Origin of the sequence: Nonomuraea sp. NPDC005501 (genome assembly GCF_040605905.1) — a bacterium.
Classification (GTDB): Bacteria; Actinomycetota; Actinomycetes; order Streptosporangiales; family Streptosporangiaceae; genus Nonomuraea.
In genome coordinates this window covers 1-11,813 of sequence record NZ_JBEXDT010000076.1, presented here as the reverse complement: position 1 = coordinate 11,813, position 11,813 = coordinate 1, and the positions used below count along the sequence as shown (strand labels likewise).

Genomic DNA, 11,813 nt, shown 5'->3' with positions numbered 1-11,813 from the left:
CGCGCTCGACGACGTGGTGACGGTCTACCCGGTGAGCGTCGCGCCCGGCCGGTCCGCCGTCCGGACGCGTCCGCGGTGCCGTACCACCTCCGCGTGCTCCTGCGCGTGCTTGTCCGCGGGCAGCGGCGGGCCGTACGGGTCGTGGGCGTGCGAGCCGGGGATGCGGCCCTCGGCCGCCGCCAGCCACAGCATGCGCCGCACGTAGCCCTCCATGGGCTCGGTGAACGTGACCCGCGCCAGCCGGTCCAGGCGGTCGGACGCCTCGTGGAACGCCCGCAGGTCGTCGCCGCGGAAGGCGTCCAGCACGGCGGCGGTGACCTCCACGGCGGCGGCGGCGATGCCCACCAGCGCGGCCTCGGCGCCCCACAGCAGGGACGGGCCGAACATGCGGTCCTCGCCGGTGATGGCCAGCCGTCCCGCCTCGCGGGCCAGCGCGATGGCCCGCTGGCACCCCATGGCGTCGGACAGCAGGGCCGTCTTCAGGCCCGCCACGCCCGGGTGGGTGAGGATCTCGGTCATCACCTCCGGCGGGCACGGCAGGGTGTAGAGGTCGAAGGCGATCATCGGCAGCCCGGACGCCCGCCACACGGCGTCGTGCAGCGCCGGCCGGTCCCCCGCCGAGGGGAACACCAGGACGCCCGCCGCCCCGAGATCGGCCGCCACGCGCGCCTGGTCCGTCGTCGCCTCGGCGGCCGCCGGCCCGGCAGTCCCGGAATGGCCGCCGACGCCGACGAGCACGGGGACGCCGAGCGCCACCGCCCGCTCGATCACGCCCGCGCGCACCTGCGGGGACAGGTACGGGCCCCGGCCGGTGTGGGCCAGCACCGCCAGCGCGCCGGCCCCGTCGGCGACCAGTCCGGCGAGGTAGTGCGAGACCAGGTCGAGATCCACCTCTCCGGCCGCCGTCATGGGGGTGGCGGCCGCGGCGACGAGCGAGCCGCGCAGGCGGTCCCGGAGGTTCTGTGCCGAGATGTGCATCCCAGAGAGCTTAGGCCAGAGAGTTCGGCGGGCCCGCCCCGGCTACTTGAGCCCGGTCATCGCGATGCTGTTGACGAGGTAGCGCTGGAGCAGGAAGAACACCACGAGGCACGGCACCACGGAGACGGTCGCCGAGGCCATCAGCACCGACAGTTGCAGCTCCTCGGTCCGCAGCGTGGTCAGCCCCACGGTGAGCGTCCGGGTCGTGTCGCTCTGCCCGACGACCAGCGGCCACAGGAAGTCGTTCCAGTGCCACAGGAACACGAACACCCCGAGCGTGGCCAGGATGGGCTTGGTGAGCGGCACCACGATCGTCCAGTAGACCCGCAGCTCGGAGGCGCCGTCGACCTTGGCCGCGTCGAACAGCTCGTCCGGCAGGCCCAGGATGAACTGGCGCATGAGGAAGACGGCCTGCGAGTTGGCCAGGGTCGGCACGATCAGGCCCCAGAACGTGTCCACCCCGCCCAGGCCGTTGACGAGGACGAACGTCGGGATGAGGGTCGCCTGGAACGGCACCATCATGGTCGCCAGGAACGTCCAGAACATCGCGTCCCGGCCGGGGAAGCGCTTCTTGGCGAAGGCGTACCCGGCCATGGAGGCGGTGAGCAGGATGATCACCACCGACACCACGGAGTAGACCAGCGAGTTGACCGTCCACTCGGCGATGCCGCTGGAGGACAGGACCCGCGCCAGGTTGTCGAAGGTGAGCGACTCGGGCCAGCGGCCGGGCACGGTGGGCCGGCCGGCCGGCGACAACGCCACGACGAGCATCACCAGGAACGGGCTGACGGTCAGCACCGCCATCACGCCCAGCAGCGCGGCGAGCGGCCACCTGGCCCGCGGCCGGCCCGCCCGCGCGGCCTTGGAGGCGCGGGCGAGCGGGCGGGAAGCGGTCAGTGTCATGTGTTCCCCCGGTCCAGGAAGCGGCGCTGCACCAGCGACACGACCAGCACGATCGCGAACAGCACCATGCCCCAGGTGGCCGCGTAGCCGAACTCGAAGGACCGGAAGCCGTGCTCGTAGATGCCGTAGATGAGCGTGTACGTGGCCCGCGCGGGGCCTCCGCCGGTCATCACGTAGATGGTGTCGAACGTCTGGAAGGCGCTGATCGTCTCGATCACCATGACGAAGAACAAGGTGGGCTTGAGCAGGGGCAGCGTGATCCGGCGGAACCGCTGCCACGCGCTCGCCCCGTCGACGGTGGCCGCCTCCAGGTAGGAGCCCGGGATGGACTTGAGCCCGGCCAGCAGGATCAGCATCGAGTAGCCGAATCCCTTCCACACCGACACCAGGGCCAGCGCCGGCAGCACCAGCCCCGACTGCTCCAGGAACGCCACCGGGCCGAGGTCGGCCTTGGCCAGCAGCCCGTTGATGAGGCCGTCGAACTCGTAGATCCAGCGCCAGACGATGCCGGCGAGCACGAAGCTGGTCACGTACGGCAGGAACAGCATGCCGCGGAACAGCCCGCGCAGGAACACCACCTGGTTGAGCAGCAGCGCCGTGCCGAGCGCCACGACGACCGTGAGCGGCACGTAGATCGCCGCGTACACCAGCGTGACCCGCAGGCTGGTCCAGAAGTTCACGTCGTCGAGCAGCCGGGCGTAGTTGTCGGCGCCGACGAAGCTCCACTGCCCTCCGATGTTCCAGTTCGTCAGGCTCATGCCCGCCGCGCCGAGGGTCGGGAAGATCTTGAAGATCAGGAACAGCACCAGCATCGGGAGCACGAACAGCAGCCCGGTGACCGGGTCACGCAAGCGATGACGCACCGTGGTCCTCTCCGGTCAGCTACCGCTGCTCAGCAGCGTGTCGGCCTCCTTGGCGGCGGCGTCGAGCGCCGTCCTGGCGTCCTCCTTGCCGAGCAGGGCCGCCTGGATGTGCGGGGCGAGCACGCCCATCACCTGGCGGGCCTTCGGGTGCGTGTCACCCGGGAAGGCGTACTGCAGCGACTTGGCGAACTCCTTGGCCTCGGCCGACTGGTCGGGCACGGTCACGTCGGTGCGCGCGGGGAAGAAGCCGGACTCCTTCGCCAGCTGCGCCGCCTGCTGCGGCGAGGCGAGGAACGAGGCGAACTTCCTGGCCGCGTCCTTCTGCCCGGAGTGCCCGGCCAGCACCAGGGCGCCGGGGATGCCGAACGCGACGCGCTTGCTGCCCTCCAGCGGCAGGCCGATGCCCACGTTCTCGGCGCCGACGGCGGTGCCGAGCTGGACCGCCTGCAGGGCGGTGGCGGCGTGGTACATCGCGGTCTTGCCGGCCGCGAGCGGGCCGCCCTCGATGTCGTTGCCCTTGCTGGCGGCGTTCTCGGGAAGGCCGCCGGCGGCCTTCAGGTCGAGCAGGAGCTGGAGGCTCTCGACGCCCTCGGGGCCGTTGAAGGCGACGCTCTTGCCGTCGGGGGCGAAGACCGAGCCGCCGTTGGCCCACAGCAGCGGGTAGAAGCTCTGGTTGAGGCTGACCTCGGGCTTGCCCGGGTAGTCGAGCACCGCGACCTTCTTGGCGGCCAGCTTGGGCGCGGCCGCCTTCAGCTCGGCGAGCGTCCGCGGCGCCTCGACGCCGGCCTCGGTGAACAGCTTCTTGTTGTAGATCGGCGCGGTGATCGTCTGGTAGATCGGCACACCGTAGAGCTTGCCGTTCACCGTCAGGGCGCTCAGCGAGTTGGGCAGGTACGACGCCTTGTCGGCGGCGACGACGTCGTCGACCGGCTCGATGGTGCCCTGCTGCGCGTACTGGGGGATCTGGTCGGGACCGAGCACGACCAGGTCGAAGCCCTTCTTGGAGATCAGTGCGGTGGTCACCTTCTCCTGGCGGCCCTCCCAGGGCTGGAGGTCGACCTTGAGGTCGACGGTGGGGTTCTGGGCCTCGAAGTCCTTCTCGACCTTGCCCCAGTACGCCTGACTCTTGGCCTGGTCGGAGATCACCGGATACATCCAGAGAGTCACGACGCTCTTGTCCGAGCCGCTCGATCCGCACCCGGCGGCCGCGACGCTCAACGCGGCGGCGATGCCGACTGCCGCTGTCTTCCTCATGGCGGCTTCCTTTCCTAATACCGGTCCTGACCGAAATCTAGTGAGGGCGTCCGGCCGGGTCAACGCCTGATATCCGACCGTGACTACGGGCGGCCACGGAGGCGGGCGATCTCGCGGGCCACCACCTCGACGTGCTCGCCGGTGTAGTGCTCGTTCCAGTCGATGACCAGCAGCGTGTCGGCGACGAGGCGTTCCGCCTCGGGGCAGCCGGCCGGCGTGTAGCCCTCCAGGGGCCCGCGGGAGCTGCCGTAGACGGGCGCGTGCCAGACGGGCGCGCGGTTCAGCGGCTCGCCGAGGTATCCGGCGCGGGCCGGGACGCCGGCCGCGCCCAGGCCCTCGGCCAGCTCCCGCGCGCCGCCGCCGGGCAGCACGAGGGGGAACAGCCACCAGGCGTGGCCGTCCGGCCGCGGCAGCCGCAGGCCCGGCACGCCCTTGAGCGCGTCCAGCAACAGCAGGGCGGTGCGCCGCCGGGCGCTCACCACCCCGGGCAGCTTGGCGAGCTGCGCCCGCGCGACCGCGGCCTGCAGCTCGGTCATGCGGTAGTTGAGCCCGTAGGAGGCGTGCGAGCGCCCGGCCGCGCGGTCCCAGCCCTTGTCCGCGAACAGCCGCATCCGCCTGGCCAGCGTGTCGTCCGAGGTGAGCGCCACCCCGCCGTCGCCGCACGTGATGTGCTTCCACTGCTGGAGACTGAGGCAGGCGACGTCGCCCACGGTCCCCGCCGGCCGGGGCGCGCCGTCCGCCCCGTCCGGCGCGGGCAGCTCGGCGAGCCACGCCTGCGCGCAGTCCTCGATCAGCGTCAGGCCGTGGGCGTCGGCCAGGGTGCGCAGCTCGTCGATCCGGGCGGGCGCGCCGAACAGGTGGACCGCCATGATCGCCCGGGTGCGCGGCCCGATCAGCGCGGCGACGGCGGCGGGATCGAGGTTGCCGTCCGCGGGGTCCACGTCCGCGAAGACAGGGACCGCGTTCTGCGCCAAGATGGGGGCCACAGTCCCGAAGTCCGTGATCGGCGTCGTGATGATCTCGTCTCCGGGGTCCGGCGCCGCCGCCACGACCGACAGATGGAGGGCCGCGGTGCCCGAGCTGCAGGAGATCGCATGGCGGAGGCCGTACATCCGCGCGACCTCCTCTTCGAGCCGCCTGGCCTCGGTGCCCCAGACGGAGTTGAGCATGCCGGAGCGGATCACCCGCTCGGCGGCGGCGACCTCCTCGTCGCCGAGCGTTCGGCCCGCCGCCTCGGCCATGGACGGGAACTTCACCGGGACACCTCACAAGGATATGATTGCGGTCTTGACCGAAATGAGCAGAGAGGGGGACGTGGGTGGGAATCGTCATCGGGGTCGTCGGCCCGCATGACCTGGTCGACGACGTCGCGGCCACGTGCGAGGACCAGCCCGGCGTCACCGCGCTGCGCCTGGACTACGACCACGAGTCCCAGGCGCCGGCGATCGCCGAGGCGCACGCCTCGGGCGTCGAGGGGTGGCTGTTCACCGGCATCGTCCCCTACATGCTGGCCCGCGACGCCGACGTGCTGACGCGTCCCGCCGCGTTCGTCGACTACTCGGGCGCGACCCTGCTCAGCGCCCTCGTACGGCTCCAGCGCGACGGCGTGGACGTGACCCGCCTGTCCATCGACACGCTGTCGGCGGCCGACGTGACGGCGACCTTCGCCGAGGCCGGGCTGCCCACGCAGGCGCTGCGCACGCTCCCCTACCGGCCCGAGATGACCTCCAGGAGCGCGATCGCCTTCCACCGCCGCGACCCCGGCCACCCGGTGATCACGTGCCTGAGCAGCGTCCACGAGGCGCTGCGGGACGAGATGCAGGTGCTGCGGCTGGTGCCCTCGGTCCATTCGGTCCGCGTGGCGCTGCGCCAGCTGCTGCTGACGGCCGAGGGCCAGGCCCAGGAGGACGCGCAGATCGCGCTCGGGCTGATCGAGGTGGCGGGCGAGGAGGGCCTGCTGCGCGAGGCCGCCGCGCTGGGCGGCACCGTCGCCGCCTTCCGCGGCGGCACGCAGCTGCTGGTGACCACCCGGGGGCCGCTGCACGACGCCACGGGCGGGTTCACCTGCCTGCCCATGCTGGGGCGGCTGGCCGGTCAGAACGAGGTGGTCCGCATCGGGTTCGGCCTGGGGCGCAGCGCGGCCGAGGCCGAGAGCCTGGCCCGCCGCGCGCTGGCCCGGGCCCGGCGCATCGGCGACGTGGCGGCCGTGCTGTCCTTGCGGGCCGACACCGACATCGTGCTGGAGTCGGTGCCCGCCGCCCCGGCGGCCGAGCACAACCTGTCGGTCATCGCCCGGCGGGTGGGCCTGTCGGTGTCCACGCTGGAGAAGCTCCTGGAGGCGCGGGCCGCCGCCGGGGAGGAGCCGCTGACCACCCGGGAGATCGCCGACCGCCTGGCCGTGCAGCAGCGGACCGCGCGCCGCATGCTGCACCGCCTGGAGCTGGCCGGGCTGGCCGAGCGCACCGGCAACCTGACCAGCGGCTCCAGCGGCCGCCCGCTCACGCTCTACCGCCTCACCCTCTGACCCGCCCGGCCGCCGGGCATGGGGCCGGGCACGGGGCGGGCGGGTCTCGTGCGGTGGCCGGCGGGCGGGCATGTCAGGACAGCCAGCGGTCCAGGCCGGCGGCGACGAAGTCGTCGTCGCGCAGCCACGGGTAGGCGGCCCAGACGCGGTCGAGCTCCTGGAGCTGCCCGGTCGACAGCTCCTCGGCGGGGTCCAGGCACCAGCGGCCGGCCAGCAGTCCCTGCCGGCGCAGCACCTCGTGGATGCCCGGGATGCACCCGTGGAAGCCGTTGGCGGTGTCGAAGATGGCGGCGTTCGCGTCGGTCAGGTGACCGTCCAGGGTGAGCAGCCGCCGCACCGCCGCGTCGTCGCCGGCGCGGGCGAGCTTCGCCTCCTCCAGCAGGTCCACGGCCCGCCGCACCCACACCGCCCACTGGCCGAGCAGGCCGCCGACGAACTCGATGTCCACCTCGCGCCCGTCCACCACCACGCGATGCGTGGTGATGAGGTCGGCCAGGATGTGGTCGTCGTTGCCGGTGTAGAGGGCGACGTCGCCCGCGCGCCCGGCGCGCACCACGCCGTGCAGGACGTCGAGCGTCCGATAGCGGTCGAACGGGGCGACCTTGATGCCCACCACCGACTCGATCGCGGCCAGGCGCGTCCAGAAGTCGCGCGACAGGGTGCGCCCGCCCACGGCCGGCTGGAGGTAGAACCCGATCACGGGAAGCACCTCGCCGACCGCCCTGGCCCGGTCGATCAGGGCGTCCTCGTCCAGGTCGCGGTGCGGGCTGAGCAGGACCATGTGGTAGCCGAGGGACCTGGCCAGCTCGGCCTCCGCCACCGCCTGCGCGGTCGGGCCGGTCGCCCCGGCCACCAGCACGACCTCGCGGCCGGCCTCGCCGGCGGTGCGGGCGGCCAGTTCGAGCACGGGCGCGAGCAGGCCGGTGCCGTGGATCGCGAACTGGGTGGTGTGCACGCCCACCGCCAGCCCACCGGCGCCCGCCTCGACGTAGTAGCGGGTCAGCGCCCGCTGGCGGCGCTCGTCCAGCTTGCGATCCTCGGTCAGGGCGAGCGGGTGCGCCGGGATGACGAGGCCGCGCCGGAACAGGTGGCGCACGGACGTCTGCGCCTCTGGAGCCGTGCTGAGCACGTGGGGGTCCCCCTTTGTCACGGGTGAGTGGGCTGCGGTGGCCGCGGGCGGGTCAGAAGCGGCCGTCACGGCGCTCGAACTTGGTGGGCTTGCCGAGCAGCGGCCCGCCGCCGGCGACCCAGCGGGCGGTGTGCTCGATCAGCTCGGCGGGGGTGATCTGCGGGTAGCCGAACAGGCGGTGGCAGCGTGAGGCGTTCGACAGCAGCGCCGTGGGCGCCTCCTCGCCGGTGAACACCGGCTCCTTGCCCAGGGCCTCCCCCAGCGCCAGCGCCGCCTGCCGCACGGAGACCAGCTCCGGGCCGGTGACGTTGAGCACGTACGGCGGCGCCTCGGCCAGCGCCAGGGAGCGCAGGGTGACCTCGTTGGCGTAACCCTGCCAGACGACGTTCACCTGGCCGGTGGCCAGGTCGACGGGCTCTCCGGCGAGGACCTTCTGGGCCAGGTCGACCAGCACGCCGTACCTGAGCTCGACCGCGTAGTTGAGGCGGATCAGCGCCATGCGGGTGCCGTACGTCTCAGCGAAGTGCGTCAGCACCCGCTCCCGGCCGAGGCAGCTCATCGCGTAGTCGCCCACGGGTCCGGTGGCGGAGTCCTCGGTGCTGCCGCCGCTGGTCACGGGGACGAGCGGGTAGACGTTGCCGGTGGACAGCGCGGCGATCCTGCTGTCACGGAACCGGTCGGCGACGCGGCCCGGCAGGTAGGCGTTGGTGAACCAGGTGGCGTGCTCGCGTCCCGCGGTGCCGAACTTGGCGCCCACCAGGAAGACCACGTTGGCCGCGTCGGGCAGCTCGCGCAGCGCCCGCTCGTCGGCCACGTCGGCGGGCACCACGTCGGCGCCCTCCGCCCGCAGCGCGTCGGCCAGGCCCGGCTCGGAGAAGCGGGACACGGCGATGACCCGCCGGTCGTGCCCGCCGGCGGCCGTGGCGTTGAGCGCGAGCCGCACCAGGCTCGGTCCCAGCTTGCCGCCGGCGCCGAGGATCATGATGTCGCCGTCGAGCCCGCCGAGGTCGTCGACCAGCCCGGCGCTCGGCCGCGCCAGCCGTTCCTCTAGTTCCGCTGTCGTCCGCACGCGGTCTCCCTCTGTACGTCATTTACGGTCCAGACCGTAACTGGCGCACAGTTGACCTGTCAACGGGTGGACGCGACCGCTGTCAGGAGGCGGCGGGCGGGGCGCTCTCGCGGGCCGCGACCAGGACGCCGAGGACGGCCCGGGTCTGCTCCCACGGGACCGGGCTGGGCGCGCCCGCCACCATGTCGAGGAACGCCGCGATCGTCCCCTCGTAGCCGAGCCCCTTGACCGGGTCGTCGCCCCCCTCGATCACGACGGTCTCTGAGGAGTCGCGCCGGTGCACGGTGACGGTGTACTCCTCCCCCTCCGACACGCCGAGGACCTCCACGACGCCGGTGACGCCCTCCGCCCAGCGCAGCGCCATGACGCCGGTGTCCTCGGAGCGCAGGGTCGCGTAGTGCCGCCGCGCGCCGGCCGCGCCCGCCAGCGCCACCTCCGGTCCCAGCAGCGCGACCAGCAGCTCGACGCCGTGGATCCCCATGGTCACCATCGTGCCGCCGCCCTCGCCCGGCGTGTCCTGCCAGGCGTTGTAGCCGGTGGCCCACAGCCCGACGTCGTGCCGCACGGTGGCCCGCACGGCGAGCACGTCGGCCGGGTCCACCGTGAGCCCCGCGAACGCCGGGGCGAACCGGAGCACCGACGTCGACATCACCCGGTCGTGGATCGGCAGCCGGTCGAGCCGCTCCAGCTGGTCACGGCAGGCTGCCGCGGGCTTGTTGACGAAGCAGGCCGCGCCGGTCTCCAGCACCGCGGCCAGCGCGCCGGGCACCTGCGGGTTGGGCACGGTCAGCACCACCCCGTCGGGGCCGGTCGCCAGCGCCTCGGCGAGCGTCGGGACGACCACGGCCGCGGGGTGCTCGCCGGTGAAGCGCCGCAGCCGCTCGGGGTCCGGCTCCCACACCACCAGCTCGGCGTGGCTCGCCAGCGTACGGGCGTCGGTGAACGGGTGACTGGTGGCGAGACCGGCGAGAACGATGCGCACGGGAGTCCTCCGGAGCGGCGGCGGGATGGGAGGGGACCATCATGGCAGCCGCCCCGCCGCCGCCCGCCGATCAGCCGATCGTGCCCGGTTCGTGATCCACTTCCGGCATCATCGCCGACCATGAAGAAGATGATCACAGCTCTGGCTGCCTGCGCCGTCATGTCGGCGGCCCTGTCGGCCGTCGCCGCCCCCGCGCAGGCGGCGCCCAAGGATCCCGTCAGCGCGCTGAAGGCCAAGCTCGTACCCGGGCACGGCGTGCGCTTCACCGAAACGGTCACCTGGTCGGACGGCACGGACGAGAGGGAGGTCCAGGACCGCAAGGGCGCCTTCCAGTTCGACCGCAAGGGCGTCGCCGCGTTCGACATCGACATCCACTGGGACGACGACGACTACGGGCGGCAGCGGGCCGTCGGCATCGGCAAGATCACGTACCACTCCGGCGGGGTCATGCCCGTCGTCCTGCCGGAGGGCAAGACCTGGTACAAGGTCGAGCGGTACGGGATGCCCGACTCCTACAGCCAGATCCTCAACCCGGCCGAGCCGAGGACCCTGGCCGCGCTGATCGAGCACGGGAAGCCGGCGAAGAGCTCCGTCACCGGCACCATCACCTTCAAGGACCTCAAGCAGGTCTCGGCCTGGTGGGCGGGCGCGAAGGCGGACAAGTCGTTCGACAACACGAAGGTCTCCTACACCCTCACGCTCACCTCGGCGGGCCTGGTGAGCAGGGTGCAGAGCTCGTACACGGCGACGGAGGACGGGAAGAGCGCCATGGTCGCCGTGGACAGCCGCTACAGCGGGTGGGGCGCGAAGGTGTCGGTCAAGGCGCCGGACCCCGCCAAGGTGACCACCGAGTTCCGCTGATCCGCACGCTCGCCGGCGGCCGTGTGCCGTCCGTCTGACATCATCGCTACGTGCGTACGCTGCCGATGGTCCTGCTGATCCCGGTGGTCGCGCTGGGCCTGCTCGCCGGCTGCACGACGCTCCAGAACGCCACGGCCGGCAACGAGCAGTGGCGGCTGGCGCACCGGGCGCCCTCCCTGGAGTTCGGCGCCAGTCTCGTTCCGCTCGGTGAGCGTGAGGCGTGGGCCTTCGGCACCCGCCGGGTCGGGTGGTGGCACTTCGGCCCCACCGCCTACCACTGGGACGGTGAGCGCTGGCAGGCCAGTCCCCTTCCCTCCGGGCTGGGCGCCGGCGGCGGGCCGGCGGGCGCCTCCTCGCCCGCCAACGTCTGGCTCGTCACCAGCGGCGACGACGACGGGCGGCGGGCTCTGCGCTGGGACGGCCGGACCTGGACCACGATGCGGACCCTGCCTTCGCAGTCGGTCCAGGAGGTCGAGGTTCTCGGCGACACCGACGTGTGGTTCTTCGGCGACGACACGTGGCACTACACCGGCTCCGCCTGGGTCAGGGCCGACGTGCCCGTGCTGGTGACCCGGGCGAGCGCGCGCTCCGCCACGGACATCTGGGCCATCGGCCGGGACAGGCGGGACGAAACCCAGCCCCGGGTCGCCCACTACGACGGCACCGGCTGGCGGATCGTGCCCCTCGGCGACGCCCTCCCCGCCTCCGACACGTCCTCCTCCTACGATCTCGGCGGCATCACCGCGGACGCCTCCGGCGTCTGGATCACCGCCGACGTCTCCGACATGACCGCGCAGACCACCACGCCGCTGCTGCTGCACCGCAGCGGCAACGTCTGGCGGACCGAGCGGGTGACCGCGGTGCCCGGCCCGTGGCGCGAGACGTTCGACCCCGTCCCGGACGGGCGCGGCGGCCACTGGTTCCTCGGCTCCACCGATGTCAACGGCGACGACGCCGCGCTCGCTCACCGCTCCCCCGCCGGCGTCTGGACCCTGCGCCCGGTCGGCGCCCCGGGAACGGCGGAGTTCACGTCACTGGCCGGCGTCCCCGGGGGCTCGTGGCTGCTCGCCACCGGCAGCTTCGGCGACGTCCGCGGGATCTTCCGCCACCAGCTGCCCGGCCGGTGAGGCGCCCGCGCCCGCGCCCGCGGCCAGTCGGCCACGGTCGCTGGCAGATGCGTTGTTGGTGGTCGGCGGCTCTAGTTGTCCTTGCATAAGATAACTTGCGTCTTGAATGCGCTGCGACATCTC

The 11,813-nt window shown here is 72.8% G+C and carries 11 protein-coding genes; 3 read left to right on the top strand and 8 right to left on the bottom strand.

The annotated features are described in order from the left end of the window. Positions 1-24: 24 nt before the first annotated feature. From ABZS51_RS30520 to ABZS51_RS30500, 5 genes are all read right to left on the bottom strand, one after another. On the bottom strand, positions 25-978 hold the full coding sequence (locus tag ABZS51_RS30520) for a dihydrodipicolinate synthase family protein (protein WP_355448088.1): 954 nt from the start codon (positions 976-978) through the stop codon (positions 25-27). Positions 979-1,020: 42 nt separating this feature from the next. Further along, positions 1,021-1,881 carry a carbohydrate ABC transporter permease gene (locus tag ABZS51_RS30515; RefSeq protein WP_355448085.1) on the bottom strand — a complete coding sequence of 287 codons (861 nt, stop codon included), beginning with the start codon at positions 1,879-1,881 and terminating at the stop codon, positions 1,021-1,023. Further along, positions 1,878-2,732, bottom strand: a complete 855-nt coding sequence (locus tag ABZS51_RS30510) for a sugar ABC transporter permease (RefSeq protein WP_310713170.1) — start codon at positions 2,730-2,732, stop codon at positions 1,878-1,880. The genes ABZS51_RS30515 and ABZS51_RS30510 overlap by 4 nt, the downstream gene beginning before the upstream one ends. Positions 2,733-2,759: 27 nt before the next feature. Further along, positions 2,760-3,998, bottom strand: coding sequence for an extracellular solute-binding protein (locus ABZS51_RS30505; protein ID WP_355448081.1), 1,239 nt, complete (start codon positions 3,996-3,998; stop codon positions 2,760-2,762). A gap of 83 nt (positions 3,999-4,081) precedes the next feature. Further along, positions 4,082-5,254 (bottom strand): DegT/DnrJ/EryC1/StrS family aminotransferase, encoded by a 1,173-nt coding sequence (locus ABZS51_RS30500; protein WP_355448078.1) that lies wholly within the window; start codon positions 5,252-5,254, stop codon positions 4,082-4,084. Between the two features lie 62 nt (positions 5,255-5,316). Here ABZS51_RS30500 and ABZS51_RS30495 point away from each other — a divergent pair, with 62 nt between their 5' ends. Next, on the top strand, positions 5,317-6,522 hold the full coding sequence (locus ABZS51_RS30495; RefSeq protein WP_310713174.1) for a hypothetical protein: 1,206 nt from the start codon (positions 5,317-5,319) through the stop codon (positions 6,520-6,522). Positions 6,523-6,595: 73 nt separating this feature from the next. Here ABZS51_RS30495 and ABZS51_RS30490 read toward each other — a convergent pair whose 3' ends face one another. The 3 genes from ABZS51_RS30490 to ABZS51_RS30480 all read right to left on the bottom strand — a co-directional run bounded on the left by ABZS51_RS30490 (position 6,596) and on the right by ABZS51_RS30480 (position 9,702). Next, entirely contained in the window at positions 6,596-7,672 is a 1,077-nt protein-coding gene (locus tag ABZS51_RS30490; protein WP_355448075.1) for a dihydrodipicolinate synthase family protein, read from the bottom strand. A 31-nt stretch (positions 7,673-7,703) separates the two neighbouring features. Next, positions 7,704-8,720 carry an NAD(P)-dependent oxidoreductase gene (locus ABZS51_RS30485; protein ID WP_355448072.1) on the bottom strand — a complete coding sequence of 339 codons (1,017 nt, stop codon included), beginning with the start codon at positions 8,718-8,720 and terminating at the stop codon, positions 7,704-7,706. 82 nt (positions 8,721-8,802) lie between these two features. Beyond that, a complete protein-coding gene (locus tag ABZS51_RS30480; protein ID WP_355448069.1) occupies positions 8,803-9,702 on the bottom strand; it encodes a Gfo/Idh/MocA family oxidoreductase in 900 nt (299 codons plus the stop codon). 120 nt (positions 9,703-9,822) lie between these two features. On the opposite strand from ABZS51_RS30480, the gene ABZS51_RS30475 reads away from it, so the two are divergent. Together ABZS51_RS30475 and ABZS51_RS30470 are read left to right on the top strand one after the other, a co-directional pair. Beyond that, positions 9,823-10,563, top strand: a complete 741-nt coding sequence (locus ABZS51_RS30475) for a hypothetical protein (RefSeq protein WP_355448067.1) — start codon at positions 9,823-9,825, stop codon at positions 10,561-10,563. 50 nt (positions 10,564-10,613) lie between these two features. Then, positions 10,614-11,690 (top strand): hypothetical protein, encoded by a 1,077-nt coding sequence (locus tag ABZS51_RS30470; RefSeq protein ID WP_355448064.1) that lies wholly within the window; start codon positions 10,614-10,616, stop codon positions 11,688-11,690. Positions 11,691-11,813: the final 123 nt, after the last annotated feature.